At 35.9% G+C, this 23,399-nt stretch carries 27 protein-coding genes; 21 read left to right on the top strand and 6 right to left on the bottom strand.

Annotation, left to right across the window (positions count from 1 at the left end; genetic code table 11):
* Positions 1–66: 66 nt before the first annotated feature.
* Positions 67–351, bottom strand: coding sequence for a DoxX family protein (locus JOC76_RS23965; protein ID WP_307784762.1), 285 nt, complete (start codon positions 349–351; stop codon positions 67–69).
* Between the two features lie 245 nt (positions 352–596).
* On the bottom strand, positions 597–860 hold the full coding sequence (locus JOC76_RS23960; protein ID WP_205181294.1) for a hypothetical protein: 264 nt from the start codon (positions 858–860) through the stop codon (positions 597–599).
* 216 nt (positions 861–1,076) lie between these two features.
* Between JOC76_RS23960 and JOC76_RS23955 the strand changes: the two genes are divergently transcribed.
* The 13 genes from JOC76_RS23955 to JOC76_RS23895 all read left to right on the top strand — a co-directional run bounded on the left by JOC76_RS23955 (position 1,077) and on the right by JOC76_RS23895 (position 11,722).
* The gene (locus JOC76_RS23955; protein ID WP_205181301.1) at positions 1,077–1,163 is read left to right on the top strand and encodes a YjcZ family sporulation protein; all 87 of its coding nucleotides are present in this window, start codon (positions 1,077–1,079) and stop codon (positions 1,161–1,163) included.
* Between the two features lie 205 nt (positions 1,164–1,368).
* A complete protein-coding gene (locus JOC76_RS23950) occupies positions 1,369–1,581 on the top strand; it encodes a hypothetical protein (RefSeq protein ID WP_205181293.1) in 213 nt (70 codons plus the stop codon).
* A gap of 130 nt (positions 1,582–1,711) precedes the next feature.
* Positions 1,712–1,990: a hypothetical protein gene (locus tag JOC76_RS23945; protein ID WP_205181292.1), complete on the top strand. Its 279-nt coding sequence runs from the start codon at positions 1,712–1,714 to the stop codon at positions 1,988–1,990.
* 64 nt (positions 1,991–2,054) lie between these two features.
* Positions 2,055–2,471: a BlaI/MecI/CopY family transcriptional regulator gene (locus JOC76_RS23940; protein ID WP_205181291.1), complete on the top strand. Its 417-nt coding sequence runs from the start codon at positions 2,055–2,057 to the stop codon at positions 2,469–2,471.
* Positions 2,472–3,329, top strand: a complete 858-nt coding sequence (locus JOC76_RS23935) for a M56 family metallopeptidase (protein ID WP_205181290.1) — start codon at positions 2,472–2,474, stop codon at positions 3,327–3,329.
* 231 nt (positions 3,330–3,560) lie between these two features.
* Entirely contained in the window at positions 3,561–3,980 is a 420-nt protein-coding gene (locus tag JOC76_RS23930; RefSeq protein WP_205181289.1) for a DoxX family protein, read from the top strand.
* 36 nt (positions 3,981–4,016) lie between these two features.
* Positions 4,017–4,718 carry a DsbA family protein gene (locus JOC76_RS23925; RefSeq protein ID WP_205181288.1) on the top strand — a complete coding sequence of 234 codons (702 nt, stop codon included), beginning with the start codon at positions 4,017–4,019 and terminating at the stop codon, positions 4,716–4,718.
* A 394-nt stretch (positions 4,719–5,112) separates the two neighbouring features.
* A complete protein-coding gene (locus tag JOC76_RS23920; RefSeq protein WP_205181287.1) occupies positions 5,113–6,336 on the top strand; it encodes an SEC-C metal-binding domain-containing protein in 1,224 nt (407 codons plus the stop codon).
* Between the two features lie 127 nt (positions 6,337–6,463).
* A complete protein-coding gene (locus tag JOC76_RS23915; protein WP_205181286.1) occupies positions 6,464–8,119 on the top strand; it encodes a sensor histidine kinase in 1,656 nt (551 codons plus the stop codon).
* A 2-nt stretch (positions 8,120–8,121) separates the two neighbouring features.
* A complete protein-coding gene (locus JOC76_RS23910; protein WP_205181285.1) occupies positions 8,122–8,892 on the top strand; it encodes a LytR/AlgR family response regulator transcription factor in 771 nt (256 codons plus the stop codon).
* Between the two features lie 145 nt (positions 8,893–9,037).
* Positions 9,038–10,285 carry an L-lactate MFS transporter gene (locus JOC76_RS23905; protein ID WP_205181284.1) on the top strand — a complete coding sequence of 416 codons (1,248 nt, stop codon included), beginning with the start codon at positions 9,038–9,040 and terminating at the stop codon, positions 10,283–10,285.
* Positions 10,286–10,937: 652 nt separating this feature from the next.
* Entirely contained in the window at positions 10,938–11,333 is a 396-nt protein-coding gene (locus tag JOC76_RS23900) for a VOC family protein (RefSeq protein ID WP_205181283.1), read from the top strand.
* A 20-nt stretch (positions 11,334–11,353) separates the two neighbouring features.
* Complete coding sequence (locus JOC76_RS23895; RefSeq protein WP_205181282.1) at positions 11,354–11,722, top strand: MmcQ/YjbR family DNA-binding protein; 369 nt, start codon at positions 11,354–11,356, stop codon at positions 11,720–11,722.
* Between the two features lie 95 nt (positions 11,723–11,817).
* Here the strand turns inward: JOC76_RS23895 and JOC76_RS23890 are convergent, their stop codons facing one another.
* A complete protein-coding gene (locus JOC76_RS23890) occupies positions 11,818–12,918 on the bottom strand; it encodes a DUF4236 domain-containing protein (protein WP_205181281.1) in 1,101 nt (366 codons plus the stop codon).
* A 264-nt stretch (positions 12,919–13,182) separates the two neighbouring features.
* Here JOC76_RS23890 and JOC76_RS23885 point away from each other — a divergent pair, with 264 nt between their 5' ends.
* Entirely contained in the window at positions 13,183–13,968 is a 786-nt protein-coding gene (locus tag JOC76_RS23885) for a hypothetical protein (protein WP_205181280.1), read from the top strand.
* Here the strand turns inward: JOC76_RS23885 and JOC76_RS23880 are convergent, their stop codons facing one another.
* The 3 genes from JOC76_RS23880 to JOC76_RS23870 all read right to left on the bottom strand — a co-directional run bounded on the left by JOC76_RS23880 (position 13,969) and on the right by JOC76_RS23870 (position 15,214).
* Positions 13,969–14,316 (bottom strand): c-type cytochrome, encoded by a 348-nt coding sequence (locus JOC76_RS23880; RefSeq protein WP_205181279.1) that lies wholly within the window; start codon positions 14,314–14,316, stop codon positions 13,969–13,971.
* Between the two features lie 37 nt (positions 14,317–14,353).
* Positions 14,354–14,614 (bottom strand): hypothetical protein, encoded by a 261-nt coding sequence (locus JOC76_RS23875; RefSeq protein WP_205181278.1) that lies wholly within the window; start codon positions 14,612–14,614, stop codon positions 14,354–14,356.
* A gap of 444 nt (positions 14,615–15,058) precedes the next feature.
* Complete coding sequence (locus tag JOC76_RS23870; RefSeq protein WP_205181277.1) at positions 15,059–15,214, bottom strand: hypothetical protein; 156 nt, start codon at positions 15,212–15,214, stop codon at positions 15,059–15,061.
* A 224-nt stretch (positions 15,215–15,438) separates the two neighbouring features.
* Between JOC76_RS23870 and JOC76_RS23865 the strand changes: the two genes are divergently transcribed.
* The 7 genes from JOC76_RS23865 (at position 15,439) to JOC76_RS23835 (ending at position 23,386) form a co-directional block, all read left to right on the top strand.
* Positions 15,439–16,842 carry a M24 family metallopeptidase gene (locus tag JOC76_RS23865; protein ID WP_239557934.1) on the top strand — a complete coding sequence of 468 codons (1,404 nt, stop codon included), beginning with the start codon at positions 15,439–15,441 and terminating at the stop codon, positions 16,840–16,842.
* A gap of 347 nt (positions 16,843–17,189) precedes the next feature.
* Complete coding sequence (locus JOC76_RS23860; protein WP_205181276.1) at positions 17,190–17,339, top strand: BA3454 family stress response protein; 150 nt, start codon at positions 17,190–17,192, stop codon at positions 17,337–17,339.
* Between the two features lie 75 nt (positions 17,340–17,414).
* Positions 17,415–18,926, top strand: a complete 1,512-nt coding sequence (gene zwf, locus JOC76_RS23855) for a glucose-6-phosphate dehydrogenase (RefSeq protein WP_205181275.1) — start codon at positions 17,415–17,417, stop codon at positions 18,924–18,926.
* Positions 18,927–19,013: 87 nt separating this feature from the next.
* Positions 19,014–20,132, top strand: coding sequence for an NAD(P)H-dependent flavin oxidoreductase (locus JOC76_RS23850; protein WP_239557933.1), 1,119 nt, complete (start codon positions 19,014–19,016; stop codon positions 20,130–20,132).
* Positions 20,133–20,239: 107 nt separating this feature from the next.
* The gene (purU, locus tag JOC76_RS23845; protein ID WP_205181274.1) at positions 20,240–21,139 is read left to right on the top strand and encodes a formyltetrahydrofolate deformylase; all 900 of its coding nucleotides are present in this window, start codon (positions 20,240–20,242) and stop codon (positions 21,137–21,139) included.
* 369 nt (positions 21,140–21,508) lie between these two features.
* On the top strand, positions 21,509–22,555 hold the full coding sequence (locus tag JOC76_RS23840) for an acyltransferase family protein (protein ID WP_205181273.1): 1,047 nt from the start codon (positions 21,509–21,511) through the stop codon (positions 22,553–22,555).
* A gap of 87 nt (positions 22,556–22,642) precedes the next feature.
* Positions 22,643–23,386, top strand: coding sequence for a hypothetical protein (locus tag JOC76_RS23835; RefSeq protein ID WP_205181272.1), 744 nt, complete (start codon positions 22,643–22,645; stop codon positions 23,384–23,386).
* The last annotated feature ends 13 nt before the right edge of the window (positions 23,387–23,399 follow it).

The raw sequence follows: 23,399 nt of genomic DNA, 5'->3' as shown, positions 1-23,399 counted from the left end.
TTTCCTTTCTCCGGATTTATACGTGGACATTATACTCGTCCACTTCCGGACAGGCAATACCTTCAACTATCGGTAATTTATGGGTGTCAAAAACACTAAAGGAACAATGGTGTTAAAAATATCTACATTTGGTAAAGCAAAACCTTTTAAAAACGAAACATACATACTATAAACAACGCTGCCATCTGGTCCCTTTACAGGATTTGTGATCACTCCTTTTAAAAATCCGGAGGCATCAAAACCGCCAGTTAATTTGCCCCATCCTGCTGTTAACCAAGAATAACCTAAATACAATCTGATCAATGTTAAAATTCGCGCAGCAATTGTATTTTCTCGTAACGTTTTTATCATAATCCCACTCCTTAAAAATATTTAATTAATAATTACTCAATTAATATATATTTGTTTCAAGATATTTTAAAGTGAGATTTACGGAAGTTCAAAATGTTTACATAAAAGTATGAACTTTTTTTGAATGCTTTTTAAGGAGGGGTCATAAAGGCAGGAAAAGATGATTTTATAAGAGGTTAAAATCTGTTTTTTTGATGACAGCAAAAATCCTGGAGAAAAACGCTCTCCAGGATGTAAAGTCAATGTTAATGTCGATATTGATGCCATTTTTGAAAATGACCATGTTCAAAATGATGTTCAGTATGAGTAGCCCTTCCTCCTCCAAAGCCAATCAATAGTCCAAGGGCGAAAATACAAACAGATTTGATTATACGGCGTTTTCTCTTTTGATGAAAATTTTTCATTTCCATTTTTAATTCAGTTATTATTTCCTCTTTCAGCGTTTGGCTGGTTTCCTGTAATTCTTCTTGCCCTTGTTCTTGAGGTTCTTCTTGAGGTTCATCTGCCATTTACCTCTCCTCCTTTATACCTAATATATGGAACGCAAAACATTCACTTTCTTAAAAAATTGTTAAATTTTTATTAACATTATTCTTATGATGCTCACTTTAATTTTTTTTGAAAAAGGTGATTTTTGTCCAAACAAAGCCTGTCTTAAAAAATATATATATTTATGAGAGGTCCTCTCCAACTCTAATATGTGGAATAGAATGGTGGTGAAATAAATGAGCGGTTATGGTACTAGCTTTGCGTTAATTGTAGTATTGTTCATCCTCCTAATCATCGTTGGAGCATCAATGATGTTTTATTAATGAGCAATGAATAAATGAATATTAAAAGGCTCCTGTTTAAGGAGTCTTTTATTTTAATACGTAAGAAATAACTTTTATGGAAGATTTTTAGCAAAATTGGTCATTTATTAGAATTTTATTAGAGATTAAATAATTACTTGTAAACGCTTTCTTTTACGATTATAATTATTAATAATTTAGAATATTACTAAAGAAGGTGTAAAATATGAACCTTTATGAAAAATTACCTAATGATTTCTTAATTGATTTTTATAACGAGATATGTAAAAACATTGAAAACGGTATTTTAACTAAAGCAATGTATTATGAACTAGGTTTGATTACGATGGTGTTAAATCAGAGAGGAATAATCTTAAGTAAGCCAACTGATTTTGAAGATGTAGTCAAGGAAAAAAACATAACGAAGCTTATTTCTTAGACTAATAGAATAAAATGACTTAGAAAATATTTTTAATATAAGGATTGTCATTCGCATTTTAACTGATAAAGGTAACTGTTTCCGTTTTCCATCAAATATTAATTATTTAAAAAATGAAGGGGAAAATACTATGGGGAAATTTAGATTGCGAAGTGGATTAATTTCAAGGTCAAATAATCTTGCTGAATTGGTTAATATATTGCATCAATTATCGAATAATTTTGTTGAATGTAACTATTTTAATGTATCAATCTCCCTAAAAGAATCAAATTTAGTGATAGTAGATGCGGAATGGGACAATGAAAGTTCTTTTCAATCATCATTGTCTTCTGAAAATACTAATGAACTTGTAGAGCAAGCTAAATCAATGATTTCAGGAATAATTTTAAATAAGTCAGAAACATGGTAGTTATCTATTTAATTGAAAAATCAGGCCTAATACACTACAATTTGTAATGAAGGGTGTGTGTGAATTGACCATAAATAATTTTCGTGTAGATCAAGAAGGGCTTAATCGTTTTTTCGGTCCACTTGAATCCAAGGTAATGAATATTCTTTGGAATGGGAATGAGAGTAGTATTAAGGAAGTTCAATTAATTTTAGAAAAAGAGAAACCTATAAATTTCAATACGGTTATGACCGTTATGAACCGTCTTGTTGATAAAAACATCCTTACGAAAAGATTGGAAGGACGTACATCTCTCTATAAACCAGTCACCACAAAAGAGGACTTTATTAATAATCAGTCCAAAAAACTAACAGAAAACCTTTTAGATGAATTTGGGGGATTAGTTGTTAACCATATGCTCGATTCATTAAAAGAGGTGGATGATCATTTACTTCTAAAACTAGAACAAAAACTGGAACAATTTAAAAGGGACAGAAAGTAAATGGCCTGGAAACAAAAGTCAACCGCAGTGTTTGGATTAGCCCTCTTTTTTGCGATTATTTTGTTTATTCAAATGGGATTGTACGTATTAAATATTTTTAATGGACCCATTGAGTTCTTTAATATTTTTATTTTTTGCGTGAGTTTATTTAAACCAGGTACGTTTGGATATTATGCTATTGAAGTAATGGTAAATACCTATATTTTGTATTCAGTTTTCATAATAAGTAAAAAGGTGATTAAGCAGAGTGTCTTATTACGATCATTTCGACACAAAATTCAACAACGTATAAATATACATAAAACTAGTGAATTAAATGAAACATTTAGCAGAAGAAATAATGACATAGTGGTTATTCACGATAAGGAACTATTGGCATTTACCTTTGGGTTTTGGAAACCTAAAATAGTTCTTTCTACTTATTTAATCCACATGTTAGATTCGAAAGAATTAGAGGCAGTAATCTACCACGAGACGTCGCACCAAATGTATTATGATGGATTGAAGTTTTTTGTTTTACAAATAATCTCTGAAGTAATGTGGTATATCCCTCTTACGAAATGGTCCTATCAGAATTATAGAATATTGGTTGAACTAGTGGCGGATGAATTTGCAATTAAAAGAATGGGTTCTGAACTTGGTTTGGGAAGTGCTTTATTAAAGTTAATCAAGAATCAACTAAAAATAAATCCAAGTTCTGCACCAGCTGTAGTACATTTTGCAGATGAAACGGTTGATTATCGGCTACAACAACTGGTAAATCCACAACTGACCATACCAGTTAAGATTCAAGCCTGGTCAGTCATTTTTTCTTTAAATATCTTCGTTGTCATCCTATTCATTTTAGTTATAGCTTAAAAGATTTATTAAAAGGATTGGAGGCAAAGTCCAATCCTTTGTCATTATATTTTTTATTTATGAGCCGAAAATTAAAATCCTTGACCATTAGCTGTACGTTACACTACAATGAGTAGTGTGATAAATCGCAAACTTTTGGAAAAAAGGAGGGATATAACATTCTTTCGCACTACAAAATGTAGTGTATTTAATTTTTTTTAAAAAGTTATGATTCTTAGGAGGAAAATTTAAATGAAAAAAACTGAAATTGGTGCTTTAATTTTACGAATATTTTTAGGATTATCTTTCTTTATTCATGGTTTAACTAAGTTTCAAAATGGAATTGGAAATACTGCTGGTTGGTTTGAGAGTATAGGAATTCCAGGCTTTATGGGGTACGTAGTTGCAAGTATTGAGCTAATTGGTGGTCTATTATTATTTGTGGGATTTGGTACGAGATACATAGCTACTCTTTTTGTATTCATCTTGCTTGGAGCAATTGTAAAGGTAAAAATAGCAGCAGGTTTTATGGGGAATGGGCAAGGAGCAGGATATGAGTTAGAACTTGCTTTTGCTGTAATGGCGATATTTTTAATCCTTAAATCAACTACACCGCTTTCCCTTGATACGAAATTGTTTTCTAAAAGTCAGGAATCAAAAGCTAATTTTTAGACCAAAAAGATAGCTTAGTTAAAAGAAGGTGAATAAATGTCTTCAGGAAACAAAAAATCAAAATCACCAAAAAAACAAACTTCCAAGTTTATTTTTTGGATTATTGGTTTAGTAACTGTTTGTCTGGTTGGTTTAATCTTTTTATCAAATAACGCTAAAAAGGAAGCCATAGACTATAAAGGACAGCCAATTTTAGGGGAACAATCGGCTCAAGTAAAAATAGTCGAATTTGGTGATTACAAGTGTCCTTATTGCAAAAATTTCAACGATCAACTGCTTCCTGGTATTGAAAAGGATTTTATTAAAACGGGTAAAGCATCGTTGTACTTTATGAATTATTCATTTATAAATGTTGACTCAACTCGTTCTGCTAAATTTGCGGAAGCCGTATATAAAGTACTTGGAAATGAAAAGTTTTGGAAATTCCATGAGCTCTTATACAAAAAACAGCCCACAGATACAAAAGCAGAGCAAATGGACATATATACAGAGTCTTTTCTAAAGGATACATTAAGTGAAATCGCTTCTGATACTGAAGTCAATAAAGTCGTTAAAGCATATAATAATAGTCAAACAAAAGAGGCGTGGGAAAAAGATATGACTACTGCTAATAAGCTAAAGATTACTAGTACCCCTGCAATTTATATCAATGGTGTAAAATTTGAAGGGAATACGTATAACGATTTCAAGGCTACAGTAAAAGAAGCGGCGAACGACAAAGAAAAGCAATCACAGTAATAATTTATTAAAATATGTAAAATAATACAAAGAATGTGAATTTGATGTTGTAAGAACTAAAAATGCTTGATTGTGTACCTGATTAGACTTTAAAAATAGTGGGATAATTTAAGGAGCTTATTTCTTTTTTTGAAATGGCTCTTTTTTATTTCCTATGATAAGAATCTATTAATGTTATCACCAAGTAAAAAGTTTGATAAATTATAATAATATTATGTAAACAAGTTAAGTGGCTATAGTCTCCACCCATGTTAAGGTTATGTAGCCATTTTGATAAAATATTTAAAATTAAAAGCTACTTCTGTTATAATTAACACCTAAAAAGGCAAGCCCTTTTTTTACATATAGCAATTTCAAAAAATACAATAAACTATATTTTCAGAAGGTGATCATCTTGAATACTAGCAGCACAGATAAAGAAAATTATAAAAAATTACTTGGCGCATTAGTTGGAATGAAAGAAATGACTCGCAAGTCTCAGGAGAAAAGGGAATTAAAAATGTGGAGTGATATTTCTGTTCCATTAACTATAAAAGATGCACTTTCAAGGTTATCCAAAGATGAATTAAGTGAAATCAGAAGAAAATTAGATCTAAAAGGTGTTAGTCATTTAAAAAAAGGGGAGTTAATCGATTTAATAAGTGTAAACATTCCACTTTCACTTGAAAACACATGCTCGACTCTAGACCAGGAGCGGTACAACTTAATCAAAAAAATAGTCCATCATGGTGGATATATCGAAGCGCCAAATTTTACTCTGAATCAACTAAACTTCTTTCGTAACATGGGTATTATTTTCCCAGGAATTTTTAATGGTAAAAAGATCATTGCAATACCTGAAGAAATCGTGGGGAATCCGTTTATGCAAGACAACCACAAGGAATTCATCACGATTACCCGTCGAAATACCGAATGGATCAAGCTTACACATGGATTGCTTTTCTATTATGGGACTTTGAACCTCACTGAGCTACATGATTTGCTAGAAAAATATATGAACGAACCTGTCAGACTTTCCGAATATTTATCTGTCATCAATCATGCTATCTCCTACTACGAGCAAATAAGATTTGATCAGTATGGCTATTCCAATATTCGAGTGTTTGATCCAAACAAGGTAAAAAGTGAACACAAAGCTAGAAAAGACCTCGCGTTTTTTCCTTTCACTAAACAGCAATTACTTCGAGCAGGTGAACCAGGATATAATGAACGAAATGAAAGCTATCTTCAATTTGTTCACTTTTTAACGCAAAACTATGAAATTAGCAAGAACGAAGCAGATGAAATTGTAGAAGAATGCGTTTATGCGACAAACATTGGGGAGAGTCCAAATCATATTCTTCAATTTCTGCAAAGCAGACTCGAATTTGAAAATTTAGAAATACTCCAGGCTTGTATGGACAAAGTCGTAAATCTCATGAATAACACGAAACAATGGTTTCTCAAAGGATACTCACCAAGGGAGCTATCGGCGAAATATGAGCAGCAACCATTGCAGCCAGTTCCGAATCCTAGAGATAATATTGTAGATTTCACAACCAGACTGAAAGTCGGACGAAATGACCCTTGTCCCTGCGGGAGTAACAAAAAATATAAAAAGTGTTGCGGGAGAAAGTAATTCTCACATAAAGTCTGCCTTCCATTACGAGGCAGACTTTTACTGTTGAATGTAATTGAACAAAATAAAGGTACAGAAGAACAATTATCAGCCAATATATTGATGCGTAATTTGAGAGGATTTTTCCATGAATACATCATTTGAAATGCTAATCCATTTATTTGAACGAGCGGCTTTGCTGCTGATTTGTTTGTTTTTTATGATCCGAATTCCAAGATTTAAGGAATCCTTGCAAAAAGACCGCCATTCCCCTACAGAGCGGCTTGTGATTACCATCTTATTTTGCTTATTTGCTATTTTTGGCACCTATTCAGGGATTCATGTCGAGGGTTCACTGGTGAATATCAGGATTATCGCCGTTGTGTCGGGTGGTATTTTGTTTGGGCCTTGGGTAGGGATTATTTCTGGCGTTGTATCAGGCGTGCATCGCTATTTGATTGATATTGGGGGAATCACATCCGTTCCGTGTTTGATCACAAGTATTATTGCTGGGATTGTTTCCGGTTATATTAATCGTAAAGTAAAAAGGTCGTTACGTTGGATCTATGGAATCGCTGCAGGAATGTTTTGTGAAGTATTGACGATGTTGCTGATTCTTGCTTTGTCCGAACCCTTTTCACTTGGGTTGGATATCGTTTCGAAGATTGCGTTTCCGATGATAATAGGCGAAGTTAACATCGGTCTAATCGTATTACTGGTCATGAGTGTGGAGGGGGAAAAGGAAACCATTGCGGCAAGACAGGCAAAGCTGGCCTTGGATATTGCCAATAAGACCTTGCCTTATTTTCGCTCCATCAATGCAGATTCCTTAAGAAAAATCTGCGGTATTATCAAAAATGATATCAACGCTGATGCGGTTGCCATTACAGATAATGAAAATGTACTCGCCTATGTTGGTTTCGGGGAAGAAAGATATGTGACAGGACAGGAAATCATTAGTGATTTGACAAAAGAAGCGATCCGAACGGGCAAATTCATCATTCGGAATCATATCGCGGATCACCATACGCCCCAAATTCACTCTCTGCTGATTGTTCCGTTTGAAGAACATGGAGAGGTGACAGGTACCTTAAAAATCTACTATCGCAAAGCCTATAAGATGACGTATTCGCTTCAGACAATGGCCATTGGACTTTCTCAGATTATCTCTACCCTTATGGAGGTTTCCCGGATTGAACAGATAAAGGAAGAAGCAAATAAGGCAGAGTTGAAGGCACTTCAAACCAAGATTAATCCGCACTTTTTGTTTAATGCTCTTAATGCGATTGCTTCGACGACCCGAAGAAATCCGGACAAGGCCCGCGAGTTGATTATTAATCTATCGGGTTATATGCGCTACAATTTAGAGGTCAGTGATGAATTGATTAACATTCATAAAGAATTGGATCAAGTCCGCGATTATGTTGAAATCGAAAAGGCCCGATTTGGCAACCGTTTGACTGTTGAATATGATATTGACGATGTGAATGTGAATATACCGAGTCTTCTTATCCAGCCTTTAGTGGAGAATGCCATTATTCACGGCATCTTAAAGAAAAAAGGTCCCGGGGTAGTGACCATTGCAGTTAAAGATTTGAGCGAAAAAATAAGGGTAAGCGTCAAAGATACGGGTGCGGGAATTAGTGAAGATGTCATCCACCATGTGCAGCATGATACGGTTCCGGCTAACAAAATCGGATTATATAATGTTCATCAGCGTGTCAAACTTATCTATGGAAATGGATTAGTGATTCACAGGCTGTCACCCGGAACAGAAGTTTTTTTTGATATGGTAAAGGAGTAACTATGAAAGCGATAATTGTCGAAGACGAAATTCCAGCTCGTGAAGAATTGGAGTATTTAATCGAAGCCTATAGCGAAATTGAAGTGACTCATTCCTTTGATGATGGCGTAGATGTATTAAAATTTTTGCAGGAACAAGAAACAGATGTGATTTTTCTGGATATTAATATTCCATCCTTTGATGGAATCCTGCTGGCTAGTACGATAAGCAAATTTACCAAAAGACCTTATATTGTATTTACCACTGCCTACAAAGAACATGCCGCCCGGGCATTTGAGCTGGAAGCCTTTGATTATGTTCTTAAGCCATACGATGAAAAGCGAATGGCGGCAATGTTAAGCAGGCTGGAAGCTGCTTTTAAACGAGATCGAACTACCGAAGCAGTAATCCCAGAAAAAAGGCAGAATGCGAAAGGGCAGGAAGTGGAGGTCCATGCAAAGTCTTCAAACCGGGTCAATTTAAAAAAGAACGATAAAATTATTGTGACGGATGTAAATGACATTTATTATGCGGAAGCAAGTGAAAAAGTGACATTGGTGTATACCGTAAATGAGGAGTATACCATGCAAATGAGTATCTCAGAATTTCATGCCCTTCTACCAGAGGACATGTTTTATCGCTGTCACCGATCTTACACAGTTAATTTAACGAAAATCCATGAAATTGTACCATGGTTCAACCAAACCTACATCCTGCGTCTTAAAGATCTTAACGTGGAAATCCCAGTAAGCAGAAGCAAAGTAAAAGCGTTTAGACAAATCATGCAGCTATAATCTCCATTCATTCCGAATAATAAGCATTTCATGCTGAAAACGATTTCTGGCATTTTTTCAATGGTATGATGATCACATCAACAAGATAAATAAAAATTTTAAGTGGAAAATGATCATTTTTATCGGGAGAAAAGAGGAGATTGGAATGAAAGCAAGCATGGATCGACGGTGGTTAATCGTAATAGGCACGATTATTGTTCAAATGGGATTAGGTACTATTTATACTTGGAGTCTTTTCAACCAGCCCTTAGTAGATCACTTTGGCTGGAAGTTAAATTCAGTTGCTTTGACTTTTTCGATTACAAGCTTAGCCTTGGCACTATCTACTTTGTTTGCCGGGAAGCTGCAAGATAAATGGGGAATTCGCCGCCTACTGACAGGTGCTGGCATTGTTCTCGGAGCAGGATTAATGATTAGTTCTCAAGTTTCTTCGTTGTGGATGCTTTATATTTTAGCAGGCGTGATTGTTGGGGCAGCCGATGGTACGGCCTATATCACTTCCTTATCGAATCTTATTAAATGGTTTCCGGAAAGAAAAGGACTTATTTCTGGTATTTCTGTTGGGGCTTATGGAACTGGTAGTTTGATATTTAAGTTTATTAACGGGTCATTCATCCAATCAGCCGGAGTTACCCAAGCATTCTTTTATTGGGGATTAATTGTAATGATCATGGTTGTGGGTGGTTCATTCCTTGTTCGCGAAGCGAAACTAGTTCAAGCGCAGAACAAGCAAAATGGCAGCCTTCAAAAAGATTATACTGTCAAAGAAATGTTGAAAACGAAAGAAGCATATCTTCTATTTGTGATTTTCTTTACCTCATGCATGAGCGGATTATTCTTAATTGGAATTGTCAAGGACATCGGTGTTAAAATGGCGGGGCTCGATATAGCAACAGCAAGTAATGCAGTGGCATTGGTAGCAATTTTTAATACAAGCGGAAGGATCATTCTTGGAGCCTTATCGGACAAAGTCGGACGTTTACGCGTGGTTTCAGGTGCATTACTAGTAACGGCAGCAGCGGTTACGGTATTAAGTTTTGTTCATCTAAACTATGGATTATTCTTTGCTTGTGTAGCAGCAATTGCGTTTTGTTTTGGCGGAAATATTACCGTTTTTCCAGCCATCGTTGCAGATTTCTTTGGTTTGAAAAATCAAAGTAAAAACTACGGAATTATTTATCAAGGCTTCGGTATTGGTGCGATTTCAGGATCATTTATCGCTTCTTCTTTAGGAGGATTTATTCCTACTTTTAAACTAATTGCAGTTTTGGCCATTGTTTCTGTCATTATCGCCATGTTCATCAAGGCGCCAGGCAATGGAACACCTAAAGCCAAAGATAAAAGGAATACTGGCAAAATTCGTGGCCTGTCTCCGGACACTCGCGCAAGTTAATAAAGGTTTTCGAGTGAAAAAGTGAACTAACAGCAAAAAGGCAGAAGCATAAAGTTAACGGTTCACTTCAGGTGGAGTACTACTCAGAATAACAGAAAGAATCGTAGACCATTTCGCATAATTGGAATGGTCTACTTTCATTGATATAAAGCCGTTTTTAAGATTAGGCGGAGAATTTCCGGCTAATGTATAAATAGGAAGGTTAAGAAGCAGAGATAAGCGGAGAAATTCCGTTTAACTGCTCTAAATAAGACAAAATCCAAAGATTTGGATTATATAAACGGAAAAACTTCCTTTATTTTTAAGGAAATATGTGTATTACCCAATTTAAGAGGAATTTTACCGTTTATTTTTTAAATACAGTAAATTAGCATTCAGTTATAACAGAGACAAGTTTAAAGGAATCTCTAGAAACAGCATTTCCTACCTGTGTTTTTTTCACACAACTTCCCAACAAGAGAACCCGTCAGCATAAAGCGACTGCCTTTTTGTTATGCCCAGTATGAATTGCCCATAACGATTTATAATTTATTGTAAAAATTGGTTATGTTTCCATAATATACTGTATAATAGGGTAGAAAGTTTTGTCTACATAATTACTGGACAAGCAACGGTATCAAACTCAAACTCTTTATAATTTAGGAGGTCTATTATGGGAAGATTAGTTCATTTCGAAGTTCATGTCGATAATATGGAACGAGCCAAGAAGTTTTATGGAGAAGTATTCGGTTGGGTCTTCCAAGATTGGACTGAATATGCAGGTATGCCTTACTTCGGAGCGGTAACTGGCAATGAAGATGAACTTGGAATCAATGGTGCATTAATGCAGCGTCAAGGTCCACCGCCGCAAGCCAACCAACCCTTAAATGGATTTGCTTGTACAATGGGTGTTGAAAATTACGACCGAACTGAAGCGAAAATTCTTGAAAATGGCGGCACGGTGGCATTGCCTAAATATGCGCTGCCCGGAATGGCGTGGCAAGGCTACTATATTGATACCGAAGGCAATATTTTTGGAATTCATCAACCCGATGTAAATGCAAAATAGAGCTAATAGGTGATAAAAACATGAAATCACAAGACAGAGCAGGAATGCTTGAAAAAGTGCGCAGTATCTGTCTAGCCTTACCTGAGGCTGTTGAAATAATCGATGGTTTTGGTCACAATACGTTTAAAATCAATGGAAAATCGTTCGTGATTTCAGGGGAGAGCGAGCAGGGATTCGGCATATCGTTCAAGTCAGACCGGGAGACTCAAGAGATACTGCTGCAGAAAGAGTATTTTTTTAAAACCGCCCATATGGGACATCATGGTTGGGTATCTATCCAAAATCCGGATGGGGAAGTCTGGGATGAATTGACCGATCTCATTCAAGAAGCCTATTTACGGGCGGCACCGAAGCTTTTGGTAAAGCAAAGGATGAAATGCAAAAAGTGAAGAAAGGGCGAATGATTAGCCTTTCTTTACTTTTTTTCGTTTGAATTCTTGGTGTCGAGCTAGAAAGATTCTTCATTTCTTGTAGGACCAAGAAACTATTCAACATTTAATTTATTTACCTCGCTAAACCCGCCGGTTTTCTTAAATTTCATATTATGAACAAAGTTTTGCATCGCATCTGAACAGTCAATGTTGTCGAAGTTCAATTTGTTTAACGATCGTTTATCAATTTTAACAGAGAGAATCGTCATCGTTCGCAAATGCCCCGTTATAGTGTCCATCATGGTATCTGCCGCATGGATATAAACGATATCCAATGGCAGTAGGGCAAACATATCTCTTGCAATTCTTAAGACACAACTACAGACATAATCTTGTTGAATATCTAAATATTTGCCCTTTGGCATTTGTTTCGAGGACAGTTTTCCTGTTTTGGTTAAAGATAAATGTTCCTTTGGGACCACTAGATTACTATGTACATCAAATTCAATTTCCATTATTTTTGGATCTTCTGCAAAAAACTCAAAGCCGCTCCCAAATTCCGATAAGTCATCTAAGGGGTTAAATTCTTGTATCACTTCGAAGTATGTATCAATATCTCCCTCAATCACCTTAGTCGCGATTCTGACATCTCTCTCCCATGAGCGGTATTCTTCATCATCATTATTTCTTGCTTCAATCACTTCATTTCGAAGCTCTTCTAACTCTTTTTCATTATGTTTAAAAATTTTCGCAATGACACTTGGTTTATAGTTTTGTAACTTTTCTAATGCAGCTCTTTCATGGATACCAATTTGCCCCTCGTTTTTATGAAAAGGGGGGTTAACACTCCGCACTTTGATCCAGTTAACTGGATCATCTGCTTCCTTATGAATAGAGTGAATTCTTTCGATTGTATTTTCAAAGTCATCTACATCGAGTGCAGCTTGTTCTAATTCATTTAGTCGATCTAGTTCTTTCTGTCTTGCTTGAATTTCCTTTTGCCGATTATATGCAGGGGTTTTACGATTTCTTCCTCCTGAAGTCGTATAGTAGATCCCTGTGTTTGGAATACTTGCGGTTACTCTGCTCCCAGTTCTGGAATTGATACTATAACGTAATCCTTTAACACCGGCACTGATCCCGACACTATTGCTACCTACATTTAAACGAACGCCTGGAGCGATCTTGAAACTTTTTCTGAATTCAAAGCCCATGGAATCTCCTCCTCTTTATTACAAATTATAACAAAATCATTTTTATCAAAGAAGTAGATTATCTGAACAAATAAACTCAGCATGCTGCAAAAGGGACAGAAAAAAATTTGTAAATTGATTTTTAATTATTATTAACCCCAATTAATAGTCTTTTTTAGCCATTCACATACATCCTTATCTCCTTTAAGATAAAAATGATGAAGGTTAGAAAATCCATTATTAGCATTAATATAGATTGAATCAGTGCAGGGAAGGGAGATTACAGTGAATACAGATCAAGCTTTTGAATTTTTAAAAGCCGCGGGAGTTTCCGAGGATCAGTGCATGGAAACTGTAAGACGGTGGCTGCGAGAGCGAAAAATTAAATACGATGCAAAGGGAGCGTTTAAACAAACAGACTACATCCTTCATGATACAGATCAGGCTATTTCTCTGTTAAATGATGCGGGGGTTGCTGCGAAGATGGGCATACAAGTAGTTCAACGCTGGCTGTATGAAGGCAAGATTCAAAATGTGGGAAACGGCAATAAACTTACCGAATACATATCAAATGTGAAAAATCCTAAGCATTTATTAAATCCACCTACAGAACAGGACAAGCTTATCCGTGAATTAAAAGCAAAAGTAAAAGTACAAGATGACCATATAAGAGAGTTAGAAGAAATGCATAAAAGCTCCGTCAAGACTTTAATCCAGCAAAGAAATAAATTGCAAAAAGAAATCTTGAACCTAGAGCTTGAGAAAAATGAATTACAAAAGGAAACAAAAAAAGCACTAAAAGAAAATATTGAGCTCCGCAGTGAATTGTTGTATTTAAAAGAGAAACTGACAAAGCAAGGAAAAAGAGATCCTGAAAAAGTCTACGTCTCCTCATTAGCTCATTCACTTGATTATCGCAAAAAGTTAGGGCTTTCCAAAAATGCGAGTGAGAAGGATGTGTTATCTAGATATAAAAAATTATTATTAATGACACACCCGGATCATGGTGGTAACGAGATAGTTTTCCATTACGTTAAATCAGACTATGATGAATTTAAAAAGGGTTTATAATTATTTTTTCTGGGCTAGCCATTCTGAGACGATTTTTGCTTGGTCAGCTGAAATGACCCCTGCAGGCATAGCATTTTTTCCATGATTAATAATATTTTCAATTTCACTTTGCGAATATTTAGAGCCAATTTTCGTTAAATTAGGTCCTACATTGCCTTGCAGGTTCTGACCATGACAAGTAGTGCAGTTGCTGCTGACAATCTTTTGTGCATTATCTGCAGAGGAAGTACCCTTGTTTGCAGTTTTATTAGTCGTTTGTTTCTGATGTCCTTCGTAAAAAAATAATAAAAATACGAGACATCCGGCAAGGATGACATTGCCTATCATGGTAAGCCCAACTTTTTTCATTTAGACGCCTCCTAAATGATTCTTTTTCAATAATTTTTTATAGTAGTGATGACCAATTATAATAAATTAACCAGACGAAACCACTGAATAATACACCTGTAATAAACAGGCTCCAAGAATGTTTTTTATTTTCCCAGCATCCAACCATTAGAGCAATCCCTAAGGGAAATCCAATAAAGGTAAGCCAGGGAAAGGGAGCAATGGCTTTATAGCAATATAGGGCAATGGTTGCGGTTAATAAAATAGATAAGAGGAGCTCACTTAATAACGATAATTCTGACCTAACATGAGTATCCATTATTTTCCTCCTATTAAAGAGTTTAAATTCAGGTGATAATTAAATTACTCTGCACCTCTGCTTCTGTTGAATTACAAATTATCGCCTTTTTCTATCCTTTGATTGTTTGAGAGGGGGTTCATCGTGTGGAAAAGGTTTATTTCCACGATTAGGGTCCTCATTGAGATTATGAGGGTTTAGATTCGGTTCGTACCGAATGGGTTTATTATCTACGTCAATCTTTTCATTTATGTTATTGTTTTTTCTGTTATCATTACATCCTGTTAAAAAAGAAACGGAAACCAGGGTGGTTAAAATGGGTATTTCCAATTATTTTTCATAAAAATCGCACCATTTCTTTAATTGATTCACTGTTAATATGTGCCTAACACGATAACTTAGTCGGAAATAATCTAGACAAATTTTGTCAGTACGAGCAATAAAAATCACCTGACCGAATCTTGGTCAGGTATTTTTTATACCATGATCCGGTCCCATTTTTTTCGCAATCTTTCTTGTCACATTGGAAATACATTTGACTAATTCACGATCTTGATCGGTATAGTCATAAGTCATCCGTAATAATGGCATCCCATAGGCATCTTTATAGGTTTGATCCAAATCAAAAAAGTTATACCGTTAGGGAAGGCTTGCCCTAAGACAGCCGCTGTTCGAAATTTCATGCACCATAACCATAAACAGTTTTGGATTTACTAATAAATAGGTCTACTCATTTAACCACAGCGATGTCCATCTTTAATGACTTCTTTCAGGAGGTGTATACTAGGATCGATGAAGTTAGCTAGGCATAGCTAATATAACTTGATTGACAGGAGTATTTTATAATGACTAATCTAATCGAACAGATTGCCTATTGTGAGGTGCCTGCCCCTATAACGGCACCCGCGCAACATCCAGTTGATTTAACAGATGATACGATGCAGCTTCACAAAGAAAAAATCTTAATGCGGATGAAAGAAGAAAAATTGGATGCCCTGCTTGTCTATGCCGACCGGGAACATGGGGTGAATTTTGGCTACCTCGTTGGATTTGAACCAAGATTTGAAGAAGCCCTTCTTGTCTTACACCGTGATGGAAAGGCCTATATGTTATTAGGTAACGAATCACTAAAAATGGGGCAGTATAGCAGAATTGAGGCAGAAGTAATCCATACTCCATATTTCTCACTTCCCAATCAACCCATGGGGAATACCCAAACCTTTGCTGAATTAATTCAGTCTGCAGGAGTAGAAAAAGGTATGAAAACAGGTATTATGGGCTGGAAGTTGTTTACCAGTTCGTTAGAAGACAATGATCAGCTTTTTGATGTTCCATATTTCATTGTTGAAGCGGTTAAGAACCTAGTAGGTAATTCTGGACTAGTTGTGAATGCCACTTCCCTTTTTATTCATCCTGGAAAAGGGGCTCGCATTACGATGAATGCGAATGAGATTGCCCACTATGAGTTTGGAGCATCGTTGGCTTCCTCATGTATCCTTAGTTTGCTAGATCAAATTGAGCCAGGTAAGACGGAAATGGAACTTGCCAATGAATTAGCCGCCTTTGGCCAGCCCAACAATGTCCAAACGATTTGTGCTACTGGTGATCGGTTTACGAATGCCGTGGTCGCACCAAGAGCCAAAAAGGTGGAGATTGGTGATAAATTTTCTTCTACCCTTGGATATCGAGGGGGGTTAACAAGTCGCTCGGCTTACGTTGTTTCTACTAAAGAAGAATTGCCAGCAGATGTAAGGGATTATCTCGATGCGGTGGCAAAACCCTATTATGCAGCGACGGTTGCTTGGTATGAAAATATTGAAATCGGCATGTTAGGGGATGAAATGTATCATTTAATTGAGTCCGTCCTACCGAAATCAATTTATGGATGGCATTTGAATCCAGGTCATCTAACTGCTGGAGAAGAATGGATGTCATCACCCATTTATCCGGGCTCGGATCTTGCCATTTCAAGTGGGATGTTGTTTCAAATGGATATTATACCAAGTGTTCCTGGCTATGGCGGCGCAAGTGCCGAAGATGGAGTAGCCATTGCGGATCAAGCATTACGCCAAGAGCTTGCTGACAAGTACCCTGACGTTTGGGCGCGAATTCAAGCTCGCAGGGATTACATGATTCATACATTGGGAATTCACATCAAGCCTGAAATTCTTCCGCTATCGAATCTAAATGGATATATGCGTCCCTACCTATTAAATAAAAAATGTGCGTTTAAGGTAAATAAGGTATAAATCATTCTTTTATTTTTAGTAAATTAGAAGTGCCAAAGCTAGGTTAGAATAAGACCTTGGAGCAAATACTAGGATATAGGAATATCATGACAATATTATAGAAATTAAGGACCTATTGAAGATAATTTTCAATAGGTCCTTTTTACGTATTGAAGGTATTTTTATCAGTTTTTTTAATATTTTTATATTGTTTTTATTATCTAAAATCTTAAATTTGAGATATATTTCTTGACGGAAATCAAATTCCGGCCGTATGATAGTTACACAAAAATTAACCTAGGTTATTTTACTTCATTATCAAATCGTTTATTATAGATATTTAGCTTAACTTTATTGGGGGAAATAATGTGGAGAATGTGAGATTGTTAATCCATTATAGAGGAAAAAACTATCTAACAAATGTAATCGTTGAAAAGGGGACACCAGAGAAACAAATATTGCGTATCGCAAAAAGTCAAATTAAAAAGCAAATGATAAAAATAAAAAAGGCAATTTAAATAAAAAGTTTAAATATTTAAATTATTTGTGGTACACTTGAAAGATAATTTTCTAATTAGTGGGGAGAAATAATTATGGAATCAATGACTTTTGTATTATTTGGAGCAACGGGCGATCTAGCTAAACGAAAAATATACCCTGCCCTTTATAATTTATATATAGATCAAAAGCTGCCACAGCCTATATCGATTATTGGGCTCGGTAGAGGTAATCTCTCACATCTTGATTTTCAAGAAAAAGTAAAGGAATCCGTCTTAAACTTTTCACGTCGTTTAGAACATGATGCGAGTGAACTCGGAGAATTTCTTGAGGCTTTTCGTTTCTGTAGCTTAAATGTAAATAATCCGGATGATTATCAAAAACTATTGCAACTGGTGCAACAGCGTGAAGAAGAATTGCAGCTTACAGAAAACCGATTGTTTTACTTGTCGGTAGCACCAGAATTTTTCGATATCATTGGCTTAAATATCAAAAACAGTGGACTAGGTACAACGAATGGATGGAAACGATTGATCATTGAAAAGCCATTTGGTCATGATCTTCAATCCGCTCGGGAATTAAATGAGAAACTTAGCAGGACATTTGATGAAGAGGAGATTTATCGAATTGACCATTATCTAGGAAAGCCAATGGTTCAAAACCTTGAAACTCTAACAAATGCGAACCCCATTTTCCAGTCAATTTGGAATAAAGATCATATTGCCAATGTTCAAATTACAGCAAGTGAAATCGTTGGAGTAGAACAAAGAGCCGGATATTATGATCAAACAGGTGCCGTTCGCGACATGTTCCAAAATCATATGTTGCAAATGCTCATGATGACGGCTATGAATATGCCATATAAGATTAATGCAACCGAAATTCGAAATGAGAAACGCAAAGTGATGGAAGCGATTCGTCCTATGAGTAAAGAAGCTGTCCAATTCGAAATTGTTCGTGGGCAGTACACTTCTGGTGAAATGAATGGAAAGCTCTCGGAAGGTTATAGAAATGAACCAGGGGTGAACCCATCTTCTCAAACGGATACCTTTGTCGCAGCACGTATATGGATTGATAATCCGTTATGGAGCGGGGTTCCTTTTTATATTCGAACCGGTAAGAGAATGAAGGAAAAGTCAACACGTATCGTAATCGAATTAAAAAACACCTTAAAGCTTCTTTATACTCAAAATCATAAGGTAGCGCCTAATTTATTAATAATCGAGATCAATCCTAATGAAAATATTACCTTGCAATTAAACAGTAAAAATCCATTAAACGGTAAAATCGAGGCTGTAAATATTAATTTCTCTAATGAAGATTTAGAGCTTAATAGCATAGGGGTACCGGAAGCATATGAAAGACTGATTTTTGATGCTTTCCTTGGAGATTCTACTTTCTTTGCTCATTGGAAAGAAGTGGAATTATCTTGGGAATGGGTACAGCCCATCTTAGATGCCTTTGAAGAAAAACTGGTACCACTTCATGAATACCGTTCCGGTTCAAATGGACCGGATGCGGCTGATTCCCTTCTAGCTGAGAATGGCTTCACATGGTGGCTGGATGAAGATGTGGAAGAGAACAAAGAGCCGGTACTTCAAAAATAAGACTGTCTATAGTTGACCCTTATCTCGTAATGATAAGGGTTTTTGTACGGACATTTCCTTTGTTTTATTAGCAAAGGATGGTTTATGATGAGAAAAAAGGCAATTATTGCTCAAAAGGGGAGTAGGCATATGCAGCTAAATACTAAACTTTGTAAGATTCTCGGTATCGCCTATCCTGTTATTCAAGCAGGTATGGCTGGGGGACCAACCACAGTTGAGCTTGTCGCAAGTGTATCCAATGCCGGCGGTTTAGGAACCTTGGGAGCCGCCTATATGAAGCCAGAAGAAATAAGGACAGCTATTCGAAAAATAAAGGAGCAAACCTCAAAACCATTTGCCGTAAACTTGTTTTGTACAAATTGGACAGATCAATATGCTGGCGTAGAAGAGTCTCAGAAAGTTTTGAATGCGATACGTGAAAGGCTGGGACTAAAGCAATCGAATCAAAAAGTGATAACGAACAACTTCTTTGAAGAACAGTTTGAGGTCTTAATGGAAGAAAAGGTTTCTGTGATTTCTTCTGCTTTTGGAATTTTTCCACAAGATAAAATGATACAAGCAAAGGAAAGAGGTATTAAGGTCACAACTATGGTCACGACAGTTCGGGAGGCACAACTGGCAGAGTCCGAAGGGACAGATATCATTATTGCCCAGGGAAGTGATGCAGGTGGCCATCGTAGCACATTTGAAATTGAAAAAAATTCACTCGGCGCTGCAGTCGGAACATTTTCCCTTGTTCCACAGGTTGTTGATGCTGTTTCAGTGCCGGTGGTGGCTGCAGGGGGAATCATGGATAGCCGCGGTCTTGTTGCAGCATTGGCACTAGGTGCACAAGGAGTTCAGATGGGAACGGCATTCTTAACCACAATGGAGTCGGGTGCTCATTCCGCTTATAAGCAAGCACTTATCAATAGTACAGAAGAAAGTACTGTCATTACCAAAGCTTTTTCTGGACGTCCGGCACGGGGAATTAAAAATGCATTTATGAGAGCATACGAGGATATGAATTTATCCCCGGCTGATTTTCCAACACAAAATACATTGACAAATGATATCCGCAAACAAGCTGCTTTACAAAATAATCCTGAATATATGTCGCTTTGGGCTGGGCAGGGTACAAGGCTGTTACATAATGAAATCCGTGCTGAGAAATTGTTAAGCGATTTGATTTCTGGGGCAAATCACATACTGAACTTTTACGAATAGAAATAATTTATGCGAAAATAGCCTTAGTAAAAGAGTTTTCAAATAATAATTAACTATTAAGAGTTTTTCAGGTATAATGTTTCAAAGAAGATAGAGAGGTTTATGACATGAATGCATTTATAAAAGATCAAATTGAATCATTTCAAGAACAAAATAAAAATCGCGGAAGACTTTTAGTAAGCTGTCCGGACCAACCAGGAATTGTTTCAGCCATTTCTAAATTTTTATTTGCGCATAATGCGAATATTATCGAATCTAGTCAGTATTCTACGAATCCTGAAGGCGGAATCTTTTTCATTCGGATTGAATTTGAATGTCCGGGTCTTAAGGAAAAAGCAAAAGAAATGGAAACACAATTTGCTGAGATCGCGGATTATTTCTCAATGGAATGGAAATTTACACATGTTTATAATATTAAAAAAGCCGCTATCTTTGTCTCAAAAGAGCTCCATTGCTTGCTAGAACTCTTATGGGAGTGGCAAAGCGGGGATCTAATGGCTGATATTGCATTAGTTATTAGTAACCATGAGAGTGCAAAAGAGGTTGTGGAAGGACTTAATATTCCTTTTTACTATATTCCTGCGAACAAAGATATTCGCCAACAAGCTGAAGAAGAACAACTTAAGCTTATAAATGAATATGAGATCGATTTTATTGTTTTGGCACGCTATATGCAGATCTTAACACCCAATTTTATTAAGGAAAATCCAAATAAAATTATTAATATCCACCATTCGTTTTTACCAGCATTTGTAGGGGCAAGGCCGTACGAACGCGCCTTTGACCGCGGAGTAAAACTAATCGGTGCGACATCCCATTATGTAACCAACGATCTTGATGAAGGTCCGATCATTGAACAAGATATCAGTCGTGTAGATCATCATCATAATGTTGACAGTCTTAAAAAGATTGGCCGAAGAATTGAGAGAAGTGTATTGGCTCGAGCCGTGAAATGGCATATTGAAGATCGAATTATTGTCCATCAAAATAAGACGATTGTTTTCTAACTTAATCTTTTAAAAAATTAATTTAGGAATGAGAGCTGGCACTATCAAGAAACTGATAGTGTCTTTTTTATTGAGAATTTTTGTATCGTTATAAGTTTGTTACACTCTTTTAACAATTCTTTATATTAGTGTTATGGAATTTCCATTCATTTCTTTATATATTTATATTAACTTATTATAAAGTCCAATTAGTAAGCCGTAGGTCAGTATAAATGATTACGGCTTTTCTTTTTTTATGTAAATGGTAACGAAGAAATTTAAGTTTCAATTAAGGAAGTCATACTATACTCTTAATCGTAGTTCATGGATGGATTATTCATATCCTAAAAACAAGTGAACCTCAAATTTTAACAGAAGAGAGGGGAAACGATGAGTAAGAGACTAGATTGGTTAGATATTGGGAAGGGATTAGGGATGCTGTTGGTCATGTTAGGGCATGCTGCTATTCCAACTCCACTTAAAACATATATTTATACATTCCATATGCCGTTATTCTTTTTCCTATCAGGCTATTTATATAATAAAGATAAGTTTCCAAACCTAAAAGTATTTTTAAAAAGAAGGACAAAGTCATTAATCCTTCCGTATATCGCATTTTCGCTAGTAGCCTACCTGTGGTTCTTACTACTAAATCATTTAGGTTTAGTAAATTATGATAACAATCTGCTGACTCCATTATTAGGTTCTGTCATTGCAGAAAGAAAAACAATATGGACGGTTCATACGGGTGCATTATGGTTTGTGGCATGTTTATTCTGTACAGAATTACTTTTTTACTTTATTTCAAAAATAGGTAGAAGTAAGAAAATCATTGGATTCTTCCTTTTATTCATATCAGCTATCGGATGTTTTTATAACAAAGCAGTAGGACAACCATTACCTTGGAATTTAGATATAGCAATGATCAGCGTTGGATTTTATGGAGCGGGTTATTTTTATAAAGAATTCCATAAGAAATTGGAGTGGATGAACCAATTTAAGATTTTTATTCTTTTGATGTTAATCAATTTTGTAACAGGCTATCTAAATTTTAATTATACAGGAGAGAGAGTTGACTTTTACAATAGCAGCTTAGGAAATATTTTTCTTTTCTACTTATCCGCATTTTCTGGAATTGGTGCATTTGTCATATTAATTAAACGAATAAAGAAAAATAAATCTCTCCAGTACATTGGAAAAAATTCATTCATCTATTTAGCTTTCCACCAAAAAATCGTGTTCTTTGTTTTTAGTTTAATGATTCAAAAATCAGTTTTTAATGTTGAAACGATCGCGGATTATCCAATTGTAGAAGGGCTGTTATACACACTCATTACCGTCATAATTTTAGTACCGGCAGTATATGCCATCAATCATTATTTCCCTTTTATGCTAGGGAAAACAACAAGAAAGAGCACATCACTGAATGCATATTAATTTAATAATTTGTTCATAATTTGTTCATAATTCATGGGCATCCTACCATCTGTAAAACAAAACCAATTTTTAGGAGGAAGTTTCAAGATGAGAAAGATGCTGATGAATTATTTTTTTGCTTTTACTTTATTATTGGGACTAGTTGGACCAATCCAAGTGTTCGCGGCTACACAGCCAAGTGAACAGAATCAATCAACTGAAGTCCACGGTCATGGGGGGCACTTCAGACACAATCCAGAGTTTATAAAAAAACAGGCTGAATCAATGGGCATAAAAACAGAAGGAAAAGATATAGAGACAATCGCAAAAGAAATTAGAGAAGTCATGATTAAACAGCGAGCAGAAGCACTCGGCATCAGTACAAAGGGTAAGGATATTGATTCATTAGCGAAACAGGTCTTTGAAACGGAAGTTAAAAATGAGGCCAAGAAGTTAGGGATTTCGACGGAAGGAAAGGATCTTCGTGAGGTAGCTCGTGAAATTCATGAAACCCAAATCAAAAAAGAGGCGAAAGAGCTGGGGATTTCGACGGAAGGAAGAGATCTTCGTGATGTCGCCCATGAAATTCGCGAAACTCAAATAAAAAATGAAGCAAAAAAATTAGGAATTTCAACAGCGAATAAGGATTTTCATCAAATAGCTCATGAGGTCCGGGATAAGAAGATTTTCCAAGCTGCAGAGAAGTTAGGATTAAATACTAAAAATAAATCGGCTGATGAGCTTTTTAATGAAATTATGACCAAGCATGCAGATAAGGTGAAGGAATTAGATCTGTTTCCACATAAGGGACGCGGAATGCATTTTTTCTTTAAGGGTCCTAAAGGTGAATAAATCAAATGAAGCA

The organism is Neobacillus cucumis, from assembly GCF_016908975.1.
GTDB classification, from domain to species: domain Bacteria; phylum Bacillota; class Bacilli; order Bacillales; family Cytobacillaceae; genus Neobacillus; species Neobacillus cucumis.
This window is presented reverse-complemented; position numbering and strand designations above follow the sequence as displayed.